The organism is Bradyrhizobium sp. dw_78, from assembly GCF_018449525.1.
GTDB lineage: Bacteria > Pseudomonadota > Alphaproteobacteria > Rhizobiales > Xanthobacteraceae > Bradyrhizobium.
In genome coordinates this window covers 172196-195244 of sequence record NZ_JAAVUS010000009.1, presented here as the reverse complement: position 1 = coordinate 195244, position 23049 = coordinate 172196, and the positions used below count along the sequence as shown (strand labels likewise).

Here is a 23049-nt window from a genome sequence, read left to right as displayed (position 1 = left end):
CCAAGAACATAGAGCTTCGGTTCTGATTCCATCCGAACCGAAAGGGCTCTAGGATCGACATGCGCTCGATAACGGGCGCAGGGATGACCTATGTCTTTTACAATCGCCATTATCGGCCGGCCCAACGTCGGAAAATCGACGCTGTTCAATCGTCTGGTTGGGCAAAAGCTCGCGCTCGTCGACGATGAGCCCGGCGTCACGCGCGATCGCAGGGAAGGCGAGGCGCGGCTCGGCGATCTTGAATTCACCGTCATCGATACCGCAGGCTTGGACGAAGGCGCCAAGGGCTCGCTGACCGCGCGGATGCAGGAGCAGACCGAAACCGCAATCGGCCTTGCGGATGCGCTGATGTTCGTGATCGACGCCCGCGTGGGCCTTACGCCGAACGATCGTGCATTCGCCGATTTCGCGCGCCGCGCCAACAAGCCGGTGGTGCTGGTCGCCAACAAGGCCGAGGGTAAGCACGGCGAAATCGGCGCGATGGAATCCTACGCGCTGGGGCTCGGCGATCCGATCCAGGTTTCGGCCGAGCACGGCGAGGGGATGAGCGATCTCTACGACGCCGTGCGCGCGCTGATGCCTGAACCCGCCGATGAGAAAGAGGAGTTCGACGATGACGACATCATCGAATCGGACGAGGATTTGTCGCAGCGCCCGATTCGGGTTGCGATCGTCGGCCGCCCCAATGCCGGCAAGTCCACGCTGATCAATCATCTGCTCGGCGAGGAGCGGCTCCTGACCAGCTCCGAGGCCGGCACCACCCGCGATTCCATTTCCGTCGAGATCCACCGGCAGGGCCGCGATTTCCGCGTGTTTGATACCGCGGGCTTGCGGCGGCGCTCGCGGATCGAGGAAAAGCTCGAAAAACTCTCGGTGGCGGACGCCTTGCGCGCGGTCCGCTTTGCCGAAGTCGTGGTGCTGATGATGGACGCGCAGAACAAGTTTGAGGAACAGGATCTGCGGATCGCCGACCTGATCGAACGCGAGGGTCGGGCGATCGTGATTGCCGTCAACAAGTGGGATTTGATGGACCGGCAGCCCAACCTGATCTCGGCGCTGCGCACGGACGCCGATCACTGGCTGCCGCAGGTCAGGGGCGTGCCGATCGTCGCGGTGTCGGGCTTGATGGGCGAGGGCATCGACCGCCTGATGAGCGCGATCGAACAGGCTTACGCGGTGTGGAACAAGCGGGTTCCGACGGCCGCGCTCAACCGCTGGTTCGAGCAGGCGGTGGACGCCAACCCGCCGCCGGCGGTGTCGGGCCGGCGGCTGAAGCTGAACTACATCACCCAGGCCAAGGCGCGGCCGCCGAGTTTCGTGTTGTTCTGTTCGCGCGCCGATGCGGTGCCGCAATCCTATCTGCGCTATCTCGTCAATTCCTTGCGTGAATATTTCGAACTGCCGGGCACGCCGGTGCGGATCTCGCTGCGCGAGAAAGCCAATCCGTTCGCCCACAAGCGCAAGCGGCCGTCGTGAGCCGGTGCGGCCTGCCGTGTCAGGCCGCATGGTTGCGCAATATCGATCATGGCATTGCTGCTGCGACTCGAATTGCCGCAGTCAGGATTTAGCCGCTGCGCCGGCCGGAGTCAGTTGCGGGATGCGTAGCTCAGCGCGGGCATGCTGCGCGATTTGCCAGCCGCCGCTGATGCCAAGCGCGGCCATGACCAGTGCGACCAGGATATCCGGCCATCCGGCCCCGGCGCCGAACACGCCTGCCGCCGCTGCCAGCACCGCGAGATTGCCGATCGCGTCGTTGCGCGAACAGATCCATACCGAGCGCATGTTCGCATCGCCGGTGCGGAAGCGGTAGAGAAGCAGCGCGACGCTCATATTGGCGAGCAGTGCAAGGACGCCGACCACACCCATCGTCTCGGCCTTGGGCAAGGTGCCCGCGTAGGCGTGCCATGCTGTCGAGAGCAGCACGGCTGCGCCGAAAAGGCCGAGCGAGCAGCCCTTGAGCAGGGCAGCGCGCGCTCGCCAGACCGGTGCCATGCCGGCGACCCCGAGGCTGATCGCGTAGTTGCCCGCATCCCCCAGGAAGTCGATCGCATCGGCCTGGAGCGAGGCAGAGCCGGCAGCTACGCCGGCGACGATCTCGGCCATGAACATCGACGCGTTGATCGCAAGCGCGATCCAGAGCACCCGGCGCCAGAGCGGGCTGTCGAACTCCTTCAAAGAGGAGCAGTGGTCATCGTGGCAGCAACCGGCCATTTGTCACCTCGTCGAACCCGGTGTGGCACCCCATATGCACCCTGTAGTCACTACAGGGTCAAGGGCAATGACACGACTGGCGATCGGCGACCTCGCGAAGAGGACGGGAACGAAGGTGGAGACCATCCGCTATTACGAGCGGATTGGGCTGTTGCCGGCACCGGGGCGCACCGAAGGCAATTATCGCTCCTATGACGAACGGCATCTTGGCCGTCTGAGCTTCGTCCGGCGTGCCCGTGACCTTGGCTTTTCGCTCGACCAGGTGCGCGAGCTGCTGGGCCTTGCGGATGATCGGGATCGCTCCTGCGAGGCGGTTGACGTCATCGCGCGTCAGCATCTGGCCGAGGTCGAACGCAAGATCGAGGCTCTGACGGCGCTTCGCGAAGAACTCGCCGACGTGATCGGTCGCTGTCGCCGCGGGACTGTCGCCGAATGCCGTATCATCGAGGCGCTCGCCCCGGTCTCCGCCACGTAGGATGCTCGTCCATTTTAAGGACGCGGTGTGTCACGCCGGCGCGTGAAAGCTCATCAAGCTGCGGCTCTGGTAATCATAGAGCTTGCCGGTCTCGGTCCATGACGGCGCGCACATCGGCACGATGAATGCGGCGGCCTGTTCGGGCGTGTCGAGCGTCATCGGATCCTCGCCGGGAAACACCGTGGCGCGCATGCGGGTGCGGATCGGGCCCGGATTGAACAGGTTGGCGCGAACGGGCGTCGATGCCGTTTCATGGGCCCACGCCCGTACCAGCGTATCCAGCGCCGCCTTGGAGGCCGAGTAGGGAGCGCGATAGGCAAGTGCCTTGCTGGCGGCGTCCGAGGTGATGAACACGGCGCGGCCGGCGTCGGATTTCGTCAGCAGCGGCTCCATGCAGCGGATCAGCTGGAAATTGGCGGTGACATTGATCGCCATCACGTCGTTCCACGGCTTCAGCTCGATATGCCCGAGCGGCGAGGACGGGCCGGCGATGCCGGCATTGCCGACGAGAATGTCGAGCTTGCCATGACGTTCGTGCAGTGCGGCGCCGAGGCGGGCGATGCCGTCGAAATCGGTGAGGTTGAGCGGCACCAGCGTGGCGCTGCCGCCGTCTTTCCGGATCTCGTCGTCAAGTTCTTCAAGACCGCCTTGCGTGCGTGCGACCGCAACGATATGCGCGCCGGCTTTGGCCAGCGCACGCGCCGTGGCATGGCCGATGCCACGCGAGGCACCGGTGACGAGCGCGATACGGGAGGCAAGCGGGAGAGCCATCGGCGGCATTTATGATACCCTGCCTTGAAAATCAAATATTTAAGGAGGCGCGAATATCGATTGGCGAAGCGGGAAATCTACCTGCACGGCCCGATCAATTACGGCGAGACCAGGCTGTCGAACACGGCGATTGAAAAGGTGTTATCGGCGCCACGACGCGAAACTGGAAAATGGTGACGACGCTGCATGCGATGGCGGCGAAGTAAATTTTTCCGTCGTCGTCCCCGCGAAGGCGGGGAGACCCCTAACCACCAATTTTTGTTGTTTCAGAATATGTCCGCCGGAGCGCCAAAAAGATAGGCTACGGCGTATCTGTCCCCGCCTTCGCGGGACGACGACGCAATGGAGGTCAGCTCGCCTCCGCCAGCAACGATAGCTGCCGCGGCTGCGGTTCGACCTGGGTCTGGTCGGTCAGGTGGGTCGGATAGGCGCCGGTAAAGCAATGATCGGAGAATTTCGGATTGGCGGGATCGCGGCCCGGCTCGCCCATCGCGCGATACATGCCGTCGATGGACAGGAACGCCAGCGAATCCGCGCCGATGATATCGCGCATCTCCTCGAGCGAATGGGTCGCCGCCAGCAGGCCGCCGCGATCGGGCAGGTCGATGCCGTAATAATCGGGATACAGGATCGGCGGGGAGGCGAGGCGGAAATGCACTTCGCGCGCGCCGGCATCGCGCATCATGCGCACGATCTTTTTCGAAGTGGTGCCGCGCACCAGTGAATCGTCGAGCAGGATGATACGCTTGCCCTCGATCGCGGCGCGGTTGGCCGAATGCTTCATGCGCACGCCGAGCTCGCGCACGCTCTGGGTCGGCTGAATGAAGGTGCGGCCGACATAGTGGTTGCGGATGATGCCGAGCTCGAACGGCACGCCGGAATGCTGGCTGTAGCCGACGGCGGCGGGCACGCCGGAATCCGGCACCGGCACCACGACGTCGGCCTCGACATGGCTTTCACGCGCGAGCTGCGCGCCAAAGGCCTTGCGGACCTCATACACCGACCGTCCGCCGACAATGGAATCCGGCCGCGCGAAATAGATGTATTCGAAGATGCAGGGCCGCGGCGGCTTCGGCGGGAACGGATGATGGCTGTGTGCGCCTTCCTCGTCGAACACGATGATCTCGCCGGGGGCGATGTCGCGCACATAGCGCGCGCCGATCATGTCCAGCGCGCAGGTTTCCGAGGCCAGGATCGGGCAGCCGTCGAGTTCGCCCAGCACCAGCGGACGAATGCCGAGCGGATCACGCGCGCCGACCAGCTTCTTGTTGGTCAGCGCCACCAGCGAATAGGCGCCCTCGATCGCGCGCAAGGCCTCGATGAAGCGGTCGATGAACCGGCTGCGCTTGGACTGCGCCACCAGGTGCAGGATGACTTCGGTATCCGTGGTCGACTGCATCATGGCGCCGTTGCGCACCAGTTCGCGGCGCAGCGTCAGGCCATTGGTGAGGTTGCCGTTGTGGCCGACCGCGAAGCCGCCGGCATTGAGCTCGGCGAACAGCGGCTGGACGTTGCGCAGGATGGTGGCGCCGGTGGTGGAATAGCGGACATGGCCGACAGAAGCGTTGCCGGGCAGGCGTTCGATCACTTCGCGGCGGGAGAATGTGTCGCCGACGAGGCCAAGCCGCCGTTCGGAATGAAAGCGGCTGCCGTCGAAGGAGACGATGCCCGCGGCTTCCTGGCCGCGATGCTGCAGCGCGTGCAGCCCGAGCGCGGTGATGGCGGCGGCCTCCGGATGCCCGAAGATGCCGAACACGCCGCATTCCTCGCGTAGCGTGTCGCCTTCGAGATCGTCCTGCATGTCAATCGGGCCAGGATTTAGATCAAAGTTTAAGTCAAGTTGACCGGCGTGATCGGAAGGGCTCTGCATCTCGTCCATCGCGCCTCTCATAAGCCTGATCTCAGTTTCCCGCAGGTTTCTCGATCAGCTTTTTCAAGCTGTCGCGGGCCGGTTTACTATAACCATCGCCAGCAGCCGGCGCCGCTGGGTCGGTGTCAGTCTGATCATCGTCCGGTTTATTCTTCTTGAATCTTTTCAAGATGGTGTTCTCGGGGTCATCCGGCAAGAGGGACATCAGCCAATCCCCCGTTGCTTGCAGGACAACCCGGGATTTTGCCCCGGTAACCCAGTCGGGCCGCTGCTTGTCCGGAACCAGCCAAGTGAAAAACAGGAAGGCGACGACCATGATCAGGAGGCCGCGCGCTAGGCCGAACAGGAACCCGAGCGTGCGATCCAGCGCACCGATCCGGGAATCCAGGATCATGTCGGAAATCCTGACCGTGATGATGGAAACCACGATCAGGGTGCCGATGAAGACGCCGGCGACCACGACAATGCTGGCAACAGTGTCGCTGACGTTGAAATAGGCCTTGGCGGTCGGGAGCAGTTTGCCGAAGGAATAGACCGTGACCAGTGCCGCGGTACCCCATGCTGCGATCGACAGCACCTCGCGCATGAAGCCGCGAACCATCGCGAGCAGGCCGGAGATCAGCATCACCGCGAGCAGGACGAGATCGAGTATCGTTATAGGCATCGGCTGGTCAGTTCCGCTCGTAGAAACAAAAGCGCGAATCGGCTCGGCGGTGCCGCCCTAGGTGACGGGCATACGGCATGTGCCGCAAGGCTGAAAACATGCAGTTCCGTGCCCCTCGCGCGCGTTGTATAGCCGCGAGGCCGGATCAGGTCACGCCTGTCTAGCGCCCCTCGCGCCGGAATTTGGCAGGTGTGGCATTTTTCTCAGATCCGTCACGATCTTGCTGCCGGTTGGCGGCCGGCGTGCCCCGTGCGGCGATATCCGCCACCAGGCTGGTCAGCCCGCCGACGGCATTGAGGACCACGCCCGCGTCACCGCCGGTCTCGCCGCGCGCCGATTCGGGCAGCACGGCGCGGCCAAATCCGAGCTTTGCGGCCTCCTTCAACCGGGCCGGAGTCTGCGCCACCGGGCGCACCGCACCCGAGAGGGAAACCTCGCCGAAATACACCGCATCGGTCGGTAAAGGGGCGTTAACCAACGACGACACCAGCGCGGCGGCGGCGGCGAGGTCGGCCGCAGGTTCCTGGATGCGCAGGCCACCAGCGACATTCAGATAGACGTCGTAGCCGGACAGTTTCACCCCGCAATGCGCCTCCAGCACCGCCAGCACCATCGAAAGCCGGCTCGGATCCCAGCCGACGACGGCGCGGCGCGGGGTTCCGAGCGACGTCGGCGCCACCAGCGCCTGCAACTCGACCAGTACCGGGCGGGTGCCCTCGATCCCCGCGAAAACCGCCGTGCCGGGACTGCCGAGGTCGCGTTCCGACAGGAACAGCTCGGACGGGTTGGACACCTCGCGCAGGCCGAGGCCCGTCATCTCGAACACGCCGATCTCGTCGGTGGGACCGAAGCGGTTCTTCACCGCGCGCAGGATGCGAAATTGCTGCGAGCCTTCGCCTTCGAACGACAGCACGGCATCGACCATGTGTTCGACGACACGGGGCCCGGCGATCTGGCCGTCCTTGGTGACGTGGCCGACCAGGATGATCGCGGCGCCCGATTTCTTGGCGAATCGGATCAGCGCCTGCGCCGAGGCGCGAACCTGGGTGACCGTGCCGGGCGCCGATTCGACCGTGTCCGTCCACATGGTCTGGATCGAATCGATCACGATCAGGCGCGGCGTCGCGCCTTCCGACAGCGTGGAGACGATATCCTCCACCGAAGTTTCCGAGGCGAGCTGCACCGGCGCATCCGCCAGGCCCAGGCGCTCGGCGCGCAGCCGCACCTGCGCCACCGCCTCTTCGCCGGAGATATAGACCGTGCGGTGACCGGCGCGCGCCATCAGGCTGGTCGCCTGCGTCAGCAGCGTCGATTTGCCGATGCCGGGATCGCCGCCGACCAGCAGCACCGAGCCGCGGACGAAGCCGCCGCCGGTGACGCGGTCGAGTTCGGCCATGCCGGAGGCGAGGCGAGGGGCGTCGTTGCTCTTGCCGGCCAGGGTTTCCAGCGCAAACGTCCGGCCCTTGCGTTTGGAGCGGATGCTGACCGGCATGGAGGTGGCGCCGGTTGTATCCTCCTCGGCCAGCGTATTCCACTCGCCGCAGGAATCGCATTTGCCCTGCCACCGGTTATAGGCCGCGCCGCAATTTTGGCAGACAAAGGAAAGCGTGTTCTTGGCCATGCAGGGTTTCAAATTGCCTTGTCAGGATGAATGCGCCGCGTTCCACAGCATAGATAGTCCGGCGGCGAGCATGATGCCATCCATCACCAGCCGGAAGATGTCCGCTTTCAGTCCGAGCACGAAGGGCTTGGCGATGAAGGCGCCTGCCATCAGCGAAAATCCCGCGATCAGGCCCTGCAGCGCGACGTCCGGTGTCAGCGCGCCGAACTGCTGAAAGGTCACGGACTTGCTGAGATAGAGGCCCAGCGAACTCGCTGCTTCGGTGGCGAGAAACGCGCCTCTGTCGAGGCCGTAGAACAGAAACAGCGGCACGCTCAACGGCCCGGTCGAAACCACGATGCCCGTGATATAGCCGATCACGGCGCCGCCGATCGCCAGGTGCCAGAGCGATATCTTGAACTCATGCCGCGCCAGCCAGTGCCGCACCGGCACCATCGTGATCAGAAACAGGCCGATGGAAATGTCGATCGCGTGCGACGGCAGCGCCAGCATGGTGCGTGCGCCAAGCGCCGCGGCCGGAATGCCGGGGATGGAATAGGCGGCACAGGCGCGCCAATCGACCTCGCGCCACCAGGCCAGGATACGCGACAGGTTGGCCATCACGGCGGCGATCGCCATGATCGGCACGGCCTGCTTGGGCCCGTATTCATAGACCAGCACCGGCATCAGCATGATCGACGAGCCGGTGCCGACGATGCCGCTGATGGTGCCGGCGAGAAGCCCGACCGCGAGAACGAAAAGGAAGCTCACAGCGACAGTCTCTCCGAATCGGCGATCCTCTCGTCTTGAGGAGCAGGAACCTTCATTTCAGCAAGAGCCTTGGTTCAGCAGGATCTTGGTTCAGCAAGGGTCTTGATTTCAGGATGAGTCGCAAGGGCCCGATACCGAACGATATTGGCTTCGCCGCGCGACCAGCGCGTCGGGCCGTTCGATATTGTCAATGTCGAACGCGGCTATCTTCATGTACAGCTTTACAAAGCGCGTTCCTGCGCCCGGTTCATCGGAGATCTCATGACAAAACTACAGGCCGCTGTTGTTGTTTGCGTATTCGGATTTTCAGGTGTCGCCTTTTCGGGTGCCGTCATGGCGCAAAACGCGACGCCCGACGCACGCGGCGCCTGCAGCGACGATTACAAGAAGTTTTGCGCCGGAACCGCGCCGGGCGGTGGACGGATCGTCGCTTGTTTGAACAAGCAGCATGACCACCTCAGCGACTCCTGCAAGAAGGCGATCGACTCCAGAAAGCCGCAATAAAGCAAATTCCGCGGCGGATCATGCAACGTCGGAAGCGGGGGCGGGGCTGGTCGAAGCTTCGGCCGCACCGCCTTTGTAGAGTCGGGCGTAGCGCCGGCCGAGGCTGGTCAGCACCTCATAGCCGATGGTGCCGAAATGGTGCGCGAGCTCGTCAACGGTGATGCCTTCACCGATCAATGTTGCCATATGGCCGCGCCGCGCGGCGTTGTTCGGCAGGTCGGTAATATCGACCGCCATCAGGTCCATCGAGATACGGCCCGCAATCGGGCAACGTTTGCCGGCGATCACGACCTCGGCGCCGCGGGTGCCATCATTGGCGCTGGCGGCGCGGAAATATCCATCGGCATAGCCGGCGGAGATGATCGCGAGTTTCGTCGGCCGCCGCGCGGTCCAGGTGCCGCCATAGCCGACGGTTTCGCCGCGCTCCACATTGCGGATATGCATGATGCGGGCCTTCAATTCGACGACCGGCTGCATCGGATTGTCGGCTTCGGGCGTGGGATTGACGCCATAGAGCGCGGCGCCCGGCCGCACCAGATCGAACTGAAATTGCGCGCCCAGGAATACGCCCGATGAATTCGAGAGCGATGCCGGCACGCCGGAAAACAGCGCCGATATCTCGCGGAAGGTCGCAAGCTGCCTGCCGTTGGCCGAGCTATTGAGCTGTTCGGCCGAGGTGAGGTGGCTCATGACCAGCGTGATGCCGTGATCGCCGGCATTGATCCTGGGAACGAGCCCCTGCGCTTCCGTCGCGCTAAGGCCGAGCCGGTTCATGCCGGTGTCGATATGAATGGCGGCGCCGCCCTCCCAGTGGGAGCGGCGGCAAAATACGTCCCATTCGGCGAGCTCGTTGAGATCGCCGATCACGGGCCGGGCGTCGATTCTGGCGTAGGTATCGCCGCAATTCTGGAAGAAGCCGTCGAGCACATAAATGACCGCCGACGGCACGGCGGCGCGGACCGCGACAGCCTCGTCGAGGGTTGCGACGAAAAAGGTCTTGCAGCCGGCTCGCGCTAGCGCGCGCGCGACCGGATCGGCGCCGCAGCCATAGGCGTCTGCCTTGACGACGCCGGCGCATTCGGCCGGCACCGCGGTTTTCTCGAGCTTGCGCCAGTTGGCGACGATGGCATCGAGATCGACCGTGAGTATCCCGGTTTTGGCCGCAAGCGCCGCAGCCTTGTCTGTCTCGGGCGGGCGGGGGAGGCTCGCCGGTATCGTCTTGGGATCGGAAACGACGTTCATGCTGTACTTTAGGCGCGGGTCACAAGCGGTTCAACCGGATAAGCCCGCTTCTAATATGTCCGGTCCGGCATTTGTCCGTCCTGCACCAGATCGCTGAAGCGGGTGAATTGTCCTTCAAATTGCAGTTCGACGGTTCCGGTCGGGCCGTGGCGCTGCTTGCCGATGATGACTTCGGCCTTGCCGTGGACCAGCGACATATCGAGCTGCCATTTTTCGTATTCCGGCGTGCCGATGCGCGGCTCCTTGTTGGCGAGATAATATTCCTCGCGGTACACGAAGATCACGACGTCGGCGTCCTGCTCGATCGAGCCGGACTCACGGAGGTCGGCGAGCTGCGGACGCTTGTCGTCGCGGTTTTCGACCTGACGCGACAATTGCGACAGCGCGATGATCGGGACGTTCAGCTCCTTGGCCAGTGCCTTCAGATTGGTCGTGATCTCCGTGACTTCCTGCACGCGGTTGTCGGAACGCTTGCCCGATCCCTGCAGCAGCTGGATATAATCGATAACCAGCAGATCGAGACCCTTCTGCCGCTTCAGGCGGCGCGCGCGCGCGGTAAGTTGCGAAATCGACAGGCCGCCGGTTTCGTCGACGTAAAGCGGCAGGGACTGCAATTCGATCGAATAGTTGCGGATCTTCTCGAAATCGGCCTCGGTGATGCCGCCGCGACGGATCATGCTCGAGGCGATACTGGTTTGCTCCGCGAGAATACGCGTGGCGAGCTGCTCGGCGGACATTTCGCAGGAAAAGAAGCCGACAATGCCGCCGTTGACGGATTTCATGGCGCCGTCGGCCTGAACTTCGGCGCGATGCGCCCTGGCCACGTTGTAGGCGATGTTGGTGGCCAGCGCGGTCTTGCCCATGCCGGGACGGCCGGCGACGATGATCAAGTCGGAATGCTGCAATCCGCCCATCTTGTTGTCGAGGTCGCGTAGCCCGGTCGCTATTCCGGACAGCCTGCCGTCGCGTTTGTAGGCGTTGGCCGCCATGTCGACGGCGGTGGTGAGCGCTTGCGAGAAACGCTGGAAGCCGCCGTCATAGCGGCCGGTCTCGGCCAGTTCGTAGAGCTGGCGTTCGGCATCCTCGATTTGCGCGCGGGGCGCAAAATCCACCGGTGCGTCGAAGGCGACGTTGACCATGTCTTCGCCGATCCGGATCAGGTCGCGGCGCAGGGAAAGCTCGTAAACCGTTCGGCCGTAATCGTGGGCGTTGATGATCGTGGTCGCTTCGGCGGCGAGACGAGCGAGGTATTGGCCAACCGTCATGCCGCCGATGTCGGTTTCGGCGGGCAGAAAGGTTTTCAGCGTGACAGGGGTTGCGACTTTCCCCATCCGGATCAGGCTTCCGGCGGTCTCATAGATCGTCTGGTGGATCGGCTCGAAGAAGTGCTTCGGCTCGAGGAAGTCGGAGACGCGATAGAATGCATCGTTATTGACCAGGATCGCGCCCAGCAAACTCTGTTCCGCCTCGATATTGTGCGGCGCATTCCGATAGGCCGGATTGGGCGCGTCGGGCGTTAGCTTGAGTACGTTCGAATCAGTCGAGGCCATGAGAGACGATGTTCTTCGGATTGGATCGTTGTTGGAAGCGTCGGATTTGGGGGGGCGATAAAGCGCCACCTGTCGTCTTAGCGAAAGCGAGAAGGTGCCTTATGCACGATTCACACAACACGGTGTGTGAATCCTGCTCATCGCTTGACGGGGTTTGCGGGGTTGTGCGGCGCACACAGCGAAGATTTTCTGATTTGTCGGAAAAGGAGACGCCGGTGGCGGTGAACCTTGCACCCTCCAGGGCCGACCTATGTCCGGACGGAGAGTGGTTCGAGGCGGCCGTGCTGGCTCCGAATCGGATTTGGCCCCGAATCAGACCAGCAGGAGATAGATCAGGGCGATCAGGGCGGCTCCGACGCCGGTGGCGATCAGGACATAATCGGTCTGGATGTCGCGGTGCGGATCGAACGACGGTTGCGGCATTTGCGCGCCCATCCCCAGAATTCAAGGCAGATGCTGCGGTGTAGGGCAGGCGAGTCGGATCGCTTGTGAAGCAGGTCACATCCGGCGGATTTTCTTTCGGAACGGGTCGGAAGGGAACGGTTTGCGGACCACGGAATTGATAGTTGGTACGGTCCGGCGAATTGGGTTCAGGTCAGGATAAGTCAAGGACAGGCAATGGCCCAACGGCTTCAGTCATGGCGATCGAGGGATGGGGGAAGGCTGTGGCTGTCGAGGCTGATCGACACCATGGAGAAGGTCTCCCGGGAGAAGGTTTCCCGTCCGGAGATGCGCGCGGCATCTTGCGACCGCCTTGCCCTGTCCGCCGTGCGGGCACGGCTGGCGCGCCCGGCGTCACTCTATCCTTATCGGCGCACGCAAAGTTAGCGTTCAGGAGCCGCGTCTTACCTCAGCCCGCCATGATTGGCCCGCCATGATTGCCCTAGGCCGGCTTGCCCGCATTTATCCGCCGGCGATTTGCAGTCGCGGCCGCTTACCGCGCTCGACCCCGCGCAGCTTCGCTTCCTCGCGGGTGACATAATCCCGCGTCATCGGCACCACGCCCTGGCGTTTGGTGATCTGGATCTGGAAATTCATCAAATTCTGTTTGCGGAACGCCATTTCCGAAGAAGCGAGGTAGAATTCCCACATCCGGGCAAAGCGCTCGTCATAGAGCCGAACCGCTTCATCCCGCTGCGCCATAAAGCGCTCGCGCCATGCCTTCAGGGTTTCGGCATAGTGCAGCCGCAGAATCTCGATGTCGCACACCAGGAGGCCGACGCGCTCGATCGCGGGGATCACTTCCGAAAGCGCGGGGATGTAACCGCCGGGGAAGATGTATTTCGCGATCCAGGGATTGGTGACATCGGGCGGTTCCGAACGGCCGATCGAATGCAGCACCATGACGCCGTCGTCGGTCAGAAGTTCGGCGCAGTGCCTGAAATAGGTCTCGTAGAAATCGACGCCGACATGTTCGAACATCCCGACCGATACGATGCGGTCGAACGGACCCGGAATGTCGCGATAATCCTCGAGCAGGAACTTCGCCGATTGCGTCAGGTTTTTCTCGGCGGCGCGGGCGTTCGACACCTGCAACTGCTCGGTCGAGAGCGTGATGCCGGTGACCTGGGCGCCGGTCATTTCCGCCAGATAGAGGCCAAGGCCGCCCCAGCCGGAGCCGATATCGAGCACGCGGTTGCCCGGTTCGACCAATAATTTCGAAGCCAGATGCCTTTTCTTGGCGAGCTGGGCGTCTTCGAGGCTGGTGTCCGGTGTCTCGAAATAGGCGCAGCTGTATTGCTTGTCGGAGTCGAGGAACAGGGAATAGAGCCGTCCGTCGAGATCGTAATGATGCGCGACGTTGTTCTTCGATCGCGGCCGTGGATTGAACTGCTGGGCGTGTCTGGCCAGATATCGCAGCCACCACTGCAATTTGGCCCAGCGGGGCAGCGCCTGCGGCTGAGACATCAGGATCGCCAGCGCATCCGCAAGCGAGCCGCGCTCGACCACGAACGTGCCGTCCATATACGCTTCGCCCAGCGAGAGTTCGGGGTTGAGCAGAATCCGTCGTTCGGCGTTCACGGTCGTGAATCGGACGGATACCGGCTCACCGGTACCATCGCCGCAGCTGAATGTAGAGCCATTCGCCGTCGTGAACGTTATCGATCCACGGCGAATGAACTGCTTCAGGAAGTAATGCAACAAACGATCCATCGAAACCACCAAGGAGCGATCCCGGCAAGGCTATAATCTGCCCGGCGTCACAGCGACGCCCATGGGAGGAGATGGTTCCCCTCAGCCCCTGCAAGATCATAATGTTCAAGTTTGGTGAGCGCTAGTGCGTTGTACACAAAGCGGATATTCTGGAATGCCGTGTTCACGCCGTTGCGTGATATGCGCTCTTCCATTCGCGGAATATTCGGCTAATAAGATGATCGCCGCTTCAGTACCGCCATCGGGACGGGATTTTGGAAGCGACTTCCACATTGGAGAATAGGGAATGTTGGGCCGAGCGCGCATTTTAGCGACGGTGACGCTTCTGATCGGTAGCCTGACAGGGGTTCAGGCGCAAAATTTCGAGGCAGGTAAAAGTCCTTCGCAGATTTTCGCGGGCACCTGCACGGTGTGCCACAAAAGCCCGCGGGGACTTTTGAAAACGGTGCCTCCGGGATCCTTGCAGGGGTTCCTGCGCCAGCATTACACCACAAGCCCCGAGATGGCTTCGTCGCTCAGTTCCTACCTGATCTCCAACGGCGCGGCCGAGCAGCAACCCGCCCCCTTGGGCCGCCGGGGCCGGGCCATCGCCACTTCGCCAGAACCGCAACAGGCCCGGAAGCCAGAAGCCGACAGGGAGGGCCGGAAGCCCGTCACCAAGCGAAGGTTGGGCAAGAAGGGCAAATCAGGCACCGGAGATTTGAAGGATAACGCCGACAGGCCGGACGCCGGCAACACAGAGCCTGCGAAAGGTGATGCTGCGAAGGACGAGGGAGCCGCTTCCGGGGCAGGGAAACCGTCGGACCAACCCAAATCCGAGAGCGCCAAGACCGAGTCCCCGAGCGAGACCGGACGTAGCACGCCAGCTTCGCGGCCCGATCCGGTGCCTCCGGTCACCCCGGCGGCTTCCGCCGCCACCAAGCCGCCGGAACCGGCCACCGCGGCGCCATCATCCGCCTCTCAATAGGCTTGGCACGGACAGGGCCGTTAGAGCCTTATCGGTTCTGATTGAATCAGAACCGGGCTTTAACATTTTGTTTTGACGCGTTTTCTTCACGCGAACCGGATCCACTTCGCTCGAAAACGCTATAGCTGCATCCGGCCCTTCGGCAATGAAGTCCCGGTCGTCATTGCAAAGCCCGGCCTGATCAGGCCGGGCTTTGTTCGTTTCATCCAGTCAAGTGAGCAAGCCGGATCAGGTCTCGGTGGCCGCAGGCTCCGCCGGCGCAATATCGTCGTCGCGCTGGGCTTCCGGATCGAAGAATTCGCCGGCGGCGGCGAGCGCTTCGGCGGCGGCATCCTGATCTTCCTGGCGGCTGGAGATGTCTTCGCCGCGCTTGATGCGGTCGGCTTCATCGGCACTGCGGGCGACCGTCACGGTGATGCCGGCCTCGACTTCGGGGTGAACGGCGATCGTCACCTTCTGCTGACCGATCACCTTGATCGGCGCATCGAGCCAGACCTGCGGCCGGCCGACGGTGATGCCGTCAGCCGCCAGGGCGTCGACGATGTCGCGCACCGAGACCGAGCCGAACAACTGACCGGATTCGGAGGCCTGACGGATGATCACGATGTCGCGCCCATCGATCTTCTCGGCAACCTTGCTGGCCTCGGATTTGGCCTTGAGATTGTTGGCCTCCAGCTCGGTTTTCATGCCGTCATATTTGGTCCGGTTTTCCGCGGTTGCGCGCAGTGCCTTCTTGCGCTTCAGCAGGAAGTTACGTGCGTAACCATCCTTGACCTTCACGACTTCGCCCATCTGACCGAGCTTGGCGACGCGTTCCAGCAAAATGACTTCCATATTCGTTCTCCTTTGGATGTGTTGAGGGATAAAGACTTTCGGATTGGATTGGATTGGATTGAAGTGAAGTGAAGTGTTTTCAGGCGGCGGGTAGCGGCGGCGGCCGGCTGCGCAAATAGCGTTGCCGGAGTCCAAAAACGGCGTCGGCCAGGCCGAGAGCGGCCACCGTCAGAACGAGCCAACTGAACATGACCACGACCGCATAGGCGAAGCTCAGCCAGAACACGCGGTTCTTGAACGCCAGCGTCAGCGTGTGCAGGACGGCAAAGCCGATCAGCGCATAGGCCATCATCAGGGCGGCCGTGACAATCTGCGCCAGGATCGCAAACAGTCCACTGGAAAAACAGAACGCGACCGCGACCGACAATGCCGCCAGCGTCATCGGCGGCAGTGCGGTGCTTTTGAGGTCGGGCCAGGGGCGGCGCAGCCGTCCCGAAGTCGCGGCGATTTTCGCGGCAAGCCAGAGGTTGAGCGTCAGCATCGACATGGTGAAGATCGCGGCGGCGATCGGCGCCATTGTCACCAGCACATCGATCAATTGCTCGCTCTCACCGGCGGGAGCGTCGATCAAGCCGAACATGCGCAGCAAGGCCTGATGCATCGTGCCGGTGATGGTGGTGGCGTCGGTGCCTATCGTCAGCAGCGCTAACATTGTGGTCAGCGCCGCAAAACCTGTGAGCCAGAGCAGGATGCGGCCGACCGGATACCATTCGAATGCGGGCGGAGCGATGGCGCCGCCATGGTCTGACGGAGCGCCGCTGGTGATGGGGCGGCCCAGAAGGGCCAGATGCCCGAGCCACCACGCGGGCAACGCGACCATGATCACGAAGGTGATGCTGTAGGGAAAACCGAAGATCGCGCCCAGGCCGGCCGCCGCGGTGATGCCGCCGATCACACCGCTCAGCGGACCCCAGGCCATGGACGCGACCATGAGCGGCAGCGGCGCCAGGTAGAGCAACAATAGCGAAACCAGCTCGCCCGAGACGATCGAGGCGAACATCAGGGCCGACGCGCAGCCGGCGGCTATCGCAATGAGAATAATCGTGGTCATCAGCTGTCCCGCTCCTTTCGAGCGGTTAGAGGTCTCGTGAACCCCAACCATCGGCAACCGGATGATCCGGAAGCCTTATGAAGACGTCCACTCCGCCGCGCGAATACGGCGGAGTGGACGATCGTTGTTTATCGAATGACGTAAGGCAGCAGCCCGAGGAACCGCGAACGCTTGATGGCGCGCGCAAGTTCACGCTGCTTCTTGGCGGAGACAGCGGTGATGCGGCTCGGCACGATCTTGCCGCGCTCGGAAACGTAACGCATCAGCAGCTTGGAATCCTTGTAGTCGATCTTCGGCGCGTTCGGACCCGTGAACGGACAGGTCTTGCGGCGGCGGAAAAACGGACGGCGTGCTCCAGCATCGGCCATGATTCTTACTCCTCAACCACTGCTGTTTCGGCTTCATCGCGCGGACGGCGTGGACCACGATCGCCGCGGTAGCCGCCGCCATCACGGTCGCCCCGGAAGCCGCCGTCGCGGTCGCCGCGGAAACCGCCGCCACGATCGTCACGTTCGCGGTCGCGATCGGCCTTCCGCATCATTGCCGAGGGGCCTTCCTCAAGCTCTTCGACGCGCACGCTGAGATAGCGGATCACGTCTTCGCTGATCCGCTCCTGACGCTCGATCTCGGCAATAGCCGCCGAAGGAGCGTCGATGTTCAAGAACACGAAATGCGCCTTGCGGTTCTTGTTCATCCGGTAGGTGAGGGAGCGCACGCCCCAGTTTTCGGTCTTCGTGACCTTGCCGCCGAGCTGCTCGACGATGCCGGTCATCTGGGTGGTCAGCTCTTCGACCTGCTGGGTGCTCGCATCCTGACGCGCGAGAAAAACATGCTCATAAAGAGGCATGGATGTCCTTTCCTGTGTTGGCGCGGTTCCCGGCGGCAAGCCCTTCGAACCCTTTGGAAAGGACTCGATATGCTCAGAAGGCGGAAGCACGGGACGACGGGCCGACTGGCCCTGCCACATCAATATCGCCAGATTAGGAGAGATTGCTGAGACCGTCCGTTCAGCTCCCGGCCGGGATCCACAGATGACGCACTTTATACGGATTTTCCGGACCAAGGCAAGGTCAAGGCGAGGAAAAGCACCCCGATTGGGCTGCCCGGTGGCTGGGCAGGCTGTCCGGCAGGAACCGGCGATGGCTTGACATGACCGGCCCCCGCAGTGTTGTTCGGCCAACCTTTTAGGGATTTCGAGACGTTCTAGGGAGCGCCATGACGGCAGCATTTACTTTTCCGGGGCAGGGCTCCCAAACGGTAGGCATGGGCAAGGCGCTGGCCGAGGCCTTTCCGGCCGCCCGGGCCGTGTTCGACGAGGTCGATGCCGCGCTCGGGGAGAAGCTGACCGGAATCATCTGGGACGGCCCGGCCGAGACCCTCCAGCTCACCGAAAACGCCCAACCGGCCCTGATGGCGGTTTCGATTGCGGCCTTGCGCGTATTGGAAACCGAAGCCGGCTTTTCGGTGGGGCGGGATGCCGCTTTCGTCGCCGGACACTCGCTCGGCGAATATTCGGCGCTGGCCGCCGCCGGCAGCCTCAGCATCCGCGACACTGCGCTTCTGCTGCGTACCCGCGGTCTTGCGATGCAAAAAGCCGTGCCGGTCGGGGTCGGAGCGATGGCCGCTCTGCTGGGCCTCGATTACGAGGCCGCGGTGGCGGTCGCGGATGAAGCGGCGCAGGGACAGGTTTGCCAGGCCGCCAACGACAATGGCGCTGGTCAGGTCGTCGTATCTGGCGACAAGGCGGCGGTTGACCGTGCGGTCGAAATCGCCAAGACAAGGGGCGCCAAGCGAGCGATGCTGCTGCCGGTATCGGCGCCGTTCCATTGCAAGCTGATGCAGCCTGCGGCTGACGTGATGGCGGAAGCGCTGGCCGGCGTCACGATCAAGCGGCCGGCTTCGCCGCTGGTGTCGAATGTGCTGGCTACCGCCATCACCGATCCGGAAGAAATTCGCCGCCGCCTGGTCGAACAGGTCACCGGCACCGTGCGCTGGCGCGAATCGGTCGCTTACATGGCGGGCCAGGGCGTCACGCGGTTTTTCGAGATCGGCGCCGGCAAGGTATTGACCGGCCTGGTCAAGCGGATCGCCGAAGGCGCGGCCGGCACGTCGGTCGGCGGCCCCGGCGACATCGCGGCTGCAAAGGATGCATTGGCGGCTGCGCATTCGGCCTAGGCGGCCGCAAGGAGAATTGAATGTTCGATCTGACTGGCAGGAAGGCGCTTGTCACCGGTGCGACCGGCGGCATTGGGAGTGCGATCGCGCAAGCGCTGCACGGGCAGGGCGCGACGGTGGCCATTTCCGGCACCCGGCGCGAGGCACTGGACACGCTTGCGGACAAGCTCGGCGAGCGGGTGTACGTGCTGCCCTGCAATCTCTCTGATTCCGAGGCGGTCGAGGCGCTGGTGCCGTCGGCCGAGCAGGCCATGGGGCAGGTCGATATTCTCGTCGCCAATGCCGGCATCACCCGGGACAATTTGTTTGTGCAACTGCGTGATGAGGATTGGGATGAAGTCATCCGGGTCAATTTGACGGCGACTTTCCGCCTGGCCCGCGCCGCAACCAAGCTGATGATGCGCAAGCGTTTCGGCCGCATCATCGCGATCACCTCGATCGTTGGCGTGACCGGTAATCCGGGACAGGGCAATTATACGGCCTCGAAGGCCGGTATCATCGGCATGATCAAGACGCTCGGCGCGGAATATGCCAAGCGCGGCGTCACCGCCAATTGCATCGCACCAGGCTTCATCAAGACGCCGATGACCGATGCGCTGAACGACAAGCAGCGCGAGGCCATTCTGGCGAAGGTTCCTGCGGCGCGGCTTGGAACACCTGAGGATATCGCCGCGGCGGCGGTATATCTCAGTTCGAACGAAGCGGCCTATGTCACGGGACAGACGATTCACGTCAATGGCGGGATGGCCATGATTTAAGCGGTCGGGCGCCCTCCGCCCGGCGGGAGGCCCGTTTCGGCGAGGTCTCCCCGGGGGTTTGTAGTCAAGGATATCGAAGTATGATAACCGGACCGCGGATGGATGGGCGAAGAAGGCCATTGCAGGATTTTGAAACCCTGTATATTGGCGGTGCGGAGCCTGCCGTCGTGCGCCGGGCTTCTGTCGGGGACGGCGGAGCCGAATCAAGACGATGCACGACTGCAAAGAAGAGGGGCGCAATCCGGATAAGGTGGAAACCGACTTTCGGAACGATGGTGCTCAAAGATTGAGATAACGAGTCCGATTGAGGGCAGCTGAATCGGATTCGGGAAGTCACCGTGGCTCGTATCGTCCTAGGTTCGGGTCCAATGGAACAAGCACGAGGTTGAACGATGAGTGAGATTGGCGAGCGGGTTAAGAAGATCGTGGTCGAACACCTCGGTGTCGAACCCGAGAAGGTAGTCGACAATGCGAGCTTCATTGACGACCTCGGCGCCGACAGCCTGGACACCGTCGAATTGGTAATGGCGTTTGAAGAAGAATTCGGTTGTGAAATTCCCGATGATGCCGCGGAGACGATTTTGACCGTCGGCGACGCCACGAAGTTTCTGGAAAAGAACGCGAAAAGCTGACGCCCTGCGCGGTACTGCCTACGAAGCCGGACGGACCGCGATACGGTGGTCCACCGGCTTCTTGCTGTGGGCCGCGACTTCGGGGCTGGAGTGATGGATATGAGGCGAGTTGTCGTCACAGGCCTCGGCATGGTGTCGCCACTCGGCTGTGGTACCGATACGACTTGGACGCGCATTCTCAATAGCGAGAGCGGCGCCAGGAAGATCGATACATTCGACGTTTCGGATCTGACTTGCCAGATCGCCTGCGTGGTTCCACGCGGCGACGGCAGTCGCGGCACGTTCAATCCCGACCAGTGGATGGAGCCGAAGGACCAGCGCAAGGTCGACGATTTCATCATTTTCGCCATGTGTGCGGCGACCCAGGCGCTTGACGACGCCAACTGGCATCCTTCCACCGAGGAGGATCGTTGCGCCACCGGCACCATGATCGGCTCCGGCATCGGCGGCCTCTCCGGGATCGCCGATACCGCGGTGCTTCTAAAGGAGCGCGGACCGCGCCGGGTCTCGCCGTTTTTCATTCCCGGCCGCCTGATCAACCTTGCCTCCGGCTACGTGTCGATCGAGCACGGCCTCAAGGGGCCCAACCATGCGGTCGTGACGGCCTGTTCGACGGGAGCGCACGCGATCGGCGACGCCAGCCGGCTGATCGCGCTGGGCGACGCCGACGTGATGCTGGCCGGTGGAACGGAATCGCCGATCTGCCGGATCGGGATGGCGGGATTTTGCGCCGCACGGGCGTTGTCGACGGGTTTCAATGACGCGCCGGAAAAAGCCTCGCGCCCCTATGACAAGGACCGCGACGGGTTTGTCATGGGCGAGGGCGCCGGGGTTGTCGTGCTCGAAGAATATGAGCATGCGAAACGGCGCGGCGCGAAGATCTATGCCGAGGTGATCGGCTACGGCCTGTCCGGCGATGCCTACCACATCACCTCGCCAAGCCCCGATGGCGACGGCGCCTTCCGCAGCATGAGCGCGGCGATGAAACGCGCAGGGATCGCAGCGTCCGATATCGATTATATCAATGCGCACGGCACGTCGACGCAGGTCGGCGATGAAATCGAACTCGGTGCGGTCGAGCGGCTGCTCGGCAATGCGGCCTCCAGGGTATCGATGTCGTCGACCAAATCCTCGACCGGGCATTTGTTGGGCGCGGCCGGCGCGATCGAGGCGATTTTCAGCATTCTGGCGATTCGCGATAACATCGCCCCGCCGACCATCAATCTCGATCATCCGTCGATGGAAACGGCGATCGATCTCGTGCCGCACCTCCCGCGCAAACGAGAGATCAATGTCGTGTTGTCGAACTCGTTCGGTTTTGGAGGCACCAACGCTTCCGTGATCCTGCAACGCGTGATCAACTGACGCGGCGAATCAAGGTAAATTCACCGTTTCGCCGCATTCGGTGATAAATCCTAGCTTTGGGCGCAGACTACCGGCAGATGCGAAGAAATTCGCAAGGCCGCGATTGAACCGTCAGGATTCAGGTTGCATCGATGAGTGAAAGGCCGCCCATTTCGCCTCGGAGCCCGCGCGCCGCGTTGGAGCCCGAGCGAGTCCCGCCGCCGCCCAAGCGATCCGAGCGCGCTCGCAATCCGTTCGTGGTGGTTGGCAATGCCATCATTACCATCGTTCTGGTGCTGATGATCGGCGCCGGCGCGACGTATTATTACGGCCAGAAGAAGATTACAGAGCCCGGTCCGTTGCAGGACGACAAGATCGTGATCATTCCGGCCCGCGCCGGGATGGCCGATATCGCCGATACGCTGCAACGCGAAGGCGTGATCGACAACAATCGCTGGGCGTTTATCGGCGCCGTGCTCGCGCTGAGGGCGCGTTCCGAACTGAAGCCCGGCGAATATCTGTTCCAGAAAAATGCCAGCCTCACCGACGTCATCGGCACCATGGTCGATGGCAAGGTGGTGCAGCATTCGGTCACGATTCCCGAAGGCCTGACCTCCGAACAGATCGTCGCCCGTCTTTCCGAGAATGACATCTTCGCCGGTTCCGTCAGCGAGATACCGCGCGAGGGCACGCTGCTGCCGGAAACCTACAAATTCCCGCGCGGCACGACCCGCGATCAGGTGATCGCGCGCATGCAGCAGGCGCAGAGGCGGCTGGTTGCGGAAATCTGGGAACATCACAACGCGGACCTTCCGGTCAAGACGCCCGAGCAACTCGTGACGCTGGCTTCGATCGTCGAAAAGGAAACCGGCAGGGCCGACGAGCGCAGCCGCGTCGCCGCGGTGTATGTCAATCGGCTGCGGCAGAAGATGAAGCTGCAATCCGATCCGACCATCATCTACGGGCTCGTCGGTGGCAAGGGAACACTGGGGCGGCCGATCAAGCGCAGCGAGATCACGCAGCCGTCGCCCTACAACACCTATGTGATCGACGGGCTCCCGCCGGGACCGATCGCCAATCCGGGACGCGCCTCGCTGGAAGCCGCCGCCAATCCGGCGCGCACCCGCGATCTGTTCTTCGTCGCGGACGGTACCGGCGGCCACGCCTTTACCGAAACCTACGACCAGCACCAGAAGAACGTCGCCAAGCTGCGTTCGATGGAAAAGCAGATCCAGAACGATACGGCTGAACCGGCTGATGATCCGCCGCCGCCCGCCACAGCGGCGCCGGCCGATGCGGCCTCCACACCGCCGGTGGGGGCTAAGCCGCCCGCACCGAAAAAGCCTGCGCGCGGTGCGCCGGCGCGGCAGGGCGCGGCGCAATCGATCTCACCGCCTCCGACCGCCCAGCAATAACGCTGGCGCCAAGGCTTGCCGGAAGCGAAGAGCCTCGCCGGAAGCGAATTCCACTTTGCGT

22 protein-coding genes are annotated in these 23049 nt (G+C 62.9%); 9 read left to right on the top strand and 13 right to left on the bottom strand.

Features of this window, described 5'->3' with window-relative positions; translation table 11 throughout:
* The first annotated feature begins 90 nt into the window (after window positions 1-90).
* On the top strand, window positions 91-1476 hold the full coding sequence (gene der, locus HB630_RS22520; RefSeq protein WP_213774743.1) for a ribosome biogenesis GTPase Der: 1386 nt from the start codon (window positions 91-93) through the stop codon (window positions 1474-1476).
* An 81-nt stretch (window positions 1477-1557) separates the two neighbouring features.
* Here der and HB630_RS22515 read toward each other — a convergent pair whose 3' ends face one another.
* Window positions 1558-2211, bottom strand: a complete 654-nt coding sequence (locus HB630_RS22515) for a cation transporter (protein ID WP_213774741.1) — start codon at window positions 2209-2211, stop codon at window positions 1558-1560.
* Window positions 2212-2278: 67 nt separating this feature from the next.
* Here HB630_RS22515 and HB630_RS22510 point away from each other — a divergent pair, with 67 nt between their 5' ends.
* Window positions 2279-2686 carry a helix-turn-helix domain-containing protein gene (locus tag HB630_RS22510; protein WP_213774740.1) on the top strand — a complete coding sequence of 136 codons (408 nt, stop codon included), beginning with the start codon at window positions 2279-2281 and terminating at the stop codon, window positions 2684-2686.
* Window positions 2687-2716: 30 nt separating this feature from the next.
* Here the strand turns inward: HB630_RS22510 and HB630_RS22505 are convergent, their stop codons facing one another.
* The 5 genes from HB630_RS22505 to HB630_RS22485 all read right to left on the bottom strand — a co-directional run bounded on the left by HB630_RS22505 (window position 2717) and on the right by HB630_RS22485 (window position 8362).
* Window positions 2717-3457, bottom strand: a complete 741-nt coding sequence (locus HB630_RS22505) for an SDR family NAD(P)-dependent oxidoreductase (RefSeq protein WP_213774993.1) — start codon at window positions 3455-3457, stop codon at window positions 2717-2719.
* A gap of 349 nt (window positions 3458-3806) precedes the next feature.
* Complete coding sequence (gene purF, locus HB630_RS22500; protein WP_213774738.1) at window positions 3807-5336, bottom strand: amidophosphoribosyltransferase; 1530 nt, start codon at window positions 5334-5336, stop codon at window positions 3807-3809.
* Between the two features lie 22 nt (window positions 5337-5358).
* Window positions 5359-5991, bottom strand: a complete 633-nt coding sequence (locus tag HB630_RS22495) for a CvpA family protein (RefSeq protein WP_213774737.1) — start codon at window positions 5989-5991, stop codon at window positions 5359-5361.
* 160 nt (window positions 5992-6151) lie between these two features.
* Entirely contained in the window at window positions 6152-7612 is a 1461-nt protein-coding gene (gene radA, locus HB630_RS22490) for a DNA repair protein RadA (RefSeq protein ID WP_213774736.1), read from the bottom strand.
* Window positions 7613-7633: 21 nt separating this feature from the next.
* Complete coding sequence (locus tag HB630_RS22485) at window positions 7634-8362, bottom strand: TSUP family transporter (RefSeq protein WP_213774734.1); 729 nt, start codon at window positions 8360-8362, stop codon at window positions 7634-7636.
* A 261-nt stretch (window positions 8363-8623) separates the two neighbouring features.
* Between HB630_RS22485 and HB630_RS22480 the strand changes: the two genes are divergently transcribed.
* A complete protein-coding gene (locus HB630_RS22480; RefSeq protein WP_213774733.1) occupies window positions 8624-8866 on the top strand; it encodes a cysteine rich repeat-containing protein in 243 nt (80 codons plus the stop codon).
* A gap of 18 nt (window positions 8867-8884) precedes the next feature.
* Here HB630_RS22480 and alr read toward each other — a convergent pair whose 3' ends face one another.
* The 3 genes from alr to HB630_RS22465 form a co-directional block, all read right to left on the bottom strand.
* Window positions 8885-10108, bottom strand: a complete 1224-nt coding sequence (gene alr / locus HB630_RS22475; RefSeq protein WP_213774731.1) for an alanine racemase — start codon at window positions 10106-10108, stop codon at window positions 8885-8887.
* Window positions 10109-10158: 50 nt separating this feature from the next.
* Entirely contained in the window at window positions 10159-11658 is a 1500-nt protein-coding gene (locus HB630_RS22470; RefSeq protein ID WP_213774729.1) for a replicative DNA helicase, read from the bottom strand.
* A 903-nt stretch (window positions 11659-12561) separates the two neighbouring features.
* A complete protein-coding gene (locus tag HB630_RS22465; RefSeq protein WP_213774727.1) occupies window positions 12562-13812 on the bottom strand; it encodes a cyclopropane-fatty-acyl-phospholipid synthase family protein in 1251 nt (416 codons plus the stop codon).
* 286 nt (window positions 13813-14098) lie between these two features.
* Here HB630_RS22465 and HB630_RS22460 point away from each other — a divergent pair, with 286 nt between their 5' ends.
* Window positions 14099-14779, top strand: a complete 681-nt coding sequence (locus HB630_RS22460) for a hypothetical protein (RefSeq protein WP_213774725.1) — start codon at window positions 14099-14101, stop codon at window positions 14777-14779.
* Between the two features lie 228 nt (window positions 14780-15007).
* Here HB630_RS22460 and rplI read toward each other — a convergent pair whose 3' ends face one another.
* The 4 genes from rplI to rpsF form a co-directional block, all read right to left on the bottom strand.
* The gene (gene rplI / locus HB630_RS22455; RefSeq protein ID WP_213774724.1) at window positions 15008-15613 is read right to left on the bottom strand and encodes a 50S ribosomal protein L9; all 606 of its coding nucleotides are present in this window, start codon (window positions 15611-15613) and stop codon (window positions 15008-15010) included.
* Between the two features lie 79 nt (window positions 15614-15692).
* Entirely contained in the window at window positions 15693-16664 is a 972-nt protein-coding gene (locus HB630_RS22450; protein WP_213774723.1) for a DUF2232 domain-containing protein, read from the bottom strand.
* 128 nt (window positions 16665-16792) lie between these two features.
* Window positions 16793-17032: a 30S ribosomal protein S18 gene (gene rpsR / locus HB630_RS22445; protein ID WP_100381463.1), complete on the bottom strand. Its 240-nt coding sequence runs from the start codon at window positions 17030-17032 to the stop codon at window positions 16793-16795.
* Window positions 17033-17037: 5 nt separating this feature from the next.
* A complete protein-coding gene (gene rpsF, locus HB630_RS22440; protein WP_213774992.1) occupies window positions 17038-17511 on the bottom strand; it encodes a 30S ribosomal protein S6 in 474 nt (157 codons plus the stop codon).
* Between the two features lie 368 nt (window positions 17512-17879).
* On the opposite strand from rpsF, the gene fabD reads away from it, so the two are divergent.
* From fabD to mltG, 5 genes are all read left to right on the top strand, one after another.
* The gene (gene fabD / locus HB630_RS22435) at window positions 17880-18839 is read left to right on the top strand and encodes an ACP S-malonyltransferase (RefSeq protein ID WP_213774722.1); all 960 of its coding nucleotides are present in this window, start codon (window positions 17880-17882) and stop codon (window positions 18837-18839) included.
* A 20-nt stretch (window positions 18840-18859) separates the two neighbouring features.
* Window positions 18860-19597, top strand: coding sequence for a 3-oxoacyl-[acyl-carrier-protein] reductase (gene fabG, locus HB630_RS22430; RefSeq protein WP_213774721.1), 738 nt, complete (start codon window positions 18860-18862; stop codon window positions 19595-19597).
* Window positions 19598-19989: 392 nt separating this feature from the next.
* Window positions 19990-20229 carry an acyl carrier protein gene (locus HB630_RS22425; protein ID WP_006610957.1) on the top strand — a complete coding sequence of 80 codons (240 nt, stop codon included), beginning with the start codon at window positions 19990-19992 and terminating at the stop codon, window positions 20227-20229.
* Between the two features lie 99 nt (window positions 20230-20328).
* Complete coding sequence (gene fabF / locus HB630_RS22420; RefSeq protein WP_213774720.1) at window positions 20329-21594, top strand: beta-ketoacyl-ACP synthase II; 1266 nt, start codon at window positions 20329-20331, stop codon at window positions 21592-21594.
* A 131-nt stretch (window positions 21595-21725) separates the two neighbouring features.
* Window positions 21726-22988, top strand: coding sequence for an endolytic transglycosylase MltG (gene mltG / locus HB630_RS22415; protein ID WP_213774719.1), 1263 nt, complete (start codon window positions 21726-21728; stop codon window positions 22986-22988).
* Window positions 22989-23049: the final 61 nt, after the last annotated feature.

What these genes read in the sequence shown, in the direction of transcription:
- der (WP_213774743.1), top strand. Translation starts at nt 91, where the DNA reads ATGTCTTTTACAATCGCCATTATCGGCCGGCCCAACGTCGGAAAATCG.
- HB630_RS22515 (WP_213774741.1), bottom strand. Translation starts at nt 2,211, where the DNA reads ATGGCCGGTTGCTGCCACGATGACCACTGCTCCTCTTTGAAGGAGTTC.
- HB630_RS22510 (WP_213774740.1), top strand. Translation starts at nt 2,279, where the DNA reads ATGACACGACTGGCGATCGGCGACCTCGCGAAGAGGACGGGAACGAAG.
- HB630_RS22505 (WP_213774993.1), bottom strand. Translation starts at nt 3,457, where the DNA reads ATGGCTCTCCCGCTTGCCTCCCGTATCGCGCTCGTCACCGGTGCCTCG.
- purF (WP_213774738.1), bottom strand. Translation starts at nt 5,336, where the DNA reads ATGGACGAGATGCAGAGCCCTTCCGATCACGCCGGTCAACTTGACTTA.
- HB630_RS22495 (WP_213774737.1), bottom strand. Translation starts at nt 5,991, where the DNA reads ATGCCTATAACGATACTCGATCTCGTCCTGCTCGCGGTGATGCTGATC.
- radA (WP_213774736.1), bottom strand. Translation starts at nt 7,612, where the DNA reads ATGGCCAAGAACACGCTTTCCTTTGTCTGCCAAAATTGCGGCGCGGCC.
- HB630_RS22480 (WP_213774733.1), top strand. Translation starts at nt 8,624, where the DNA reads ATGACAAAACTACAGGCCGCTGTTGTTGTTTGCGTATTCGGATTTTCA.
- alr (WP_213774731.1), bottom strand. Translation starts at nt 10,108, where the DNA reads ATGAACGTCGTTTCCGATCCCAAGACGATACCGGCGAGCCTCCCCCGC.
- HB630_RS22470 (WP_213774729.1), bottom strand. Translation starts at nt 11,658, where the DNA reads ATGGCCTCGACTGATTCGAACGTACTCAAGCTAACGCCCGACGCGCCC.
- HB630_RS22465 (WP_213774727.1), bottom strand. Translation starts at nt 13,812, where the DNA reads ATGGATCGTTTGTTGCATTACTTCCTGAAGCAGTTCATTCGCCGTGGA.
- HB630_RS22460 (WP_213774725.1), top strand. Translation starts at nt 14,099, where the DNA reads ATGTTGGGCCGAGCGCGCATTTTAGCGACGGTGACGCTTCTGATCGGT.
- rplI (WP_213774724.1), bottom strand. Translation starts at nt 15,613, where the DNA reads ATGGAAGTCATTTTGCTGGAACGCGTCGCCAAGCTCGGTCAGATGGGC.
- HB630_RS22450 (WP_213774723.1), bottom strand. Translation starts at nt 16,664, where the DNA reads ATGACCACGATTATTCTCATTGCGATAGCCGCCGGCTGCGCGTCGGCC.
- rpsR (WP_100381463.1), bottom strand. Translation starts at nt 17,032, where the DNA reads ATGGCCGATGCTGGAGCACGCCGTCCGTTTTTCCGCCGCCGCAAGACC.
- rpsF (WP_213774992.1), bottom strand. Translation starts at nt 17,511, where the DNA reads ATGCCTCTTTATGAGCATGTTTTTCTCGCGCGTCAGGATGCGAGCACC.
- fabD (WP_213774722.1), top strand. Translation starts at nt 17,880, where the DNA reads ATGACGGCAGCATTTACTTTTCCGGGGCAGGGCTCCCAAACGGTAGGC.
- fabG (WP_213774721.1), top strand. Translation starts at nt 18,860, where the DNA reads ATGTTCGATCTGACTGGCAGGAAGGCGCTTGTCACCGGTGCGACCGGC.
- HB630_RS22425 (WP_006610957.1), top strand. Translation starts at nt 19,990, where the DNA reads ATGAGTGAGATTGGCGAGCGGGTTAAGAAGATCGTGGTCGAACACCTC.
- fabF (WP_213774720.1), top strand. Translation starts at nt 20,329, where the DNA reads ATGAGGCGAGTTGTCGTCACAGGCCTCGGCATGGTGTCGCCACTCGGC.
- mltG (WP_213774719.1), top strand. Translation starts at nt 21,726, where the DNA reads ATGAGTGAAAGGCCGCCCATTTCGCCTCGGAGCCCGCGCGCCGCGTTG.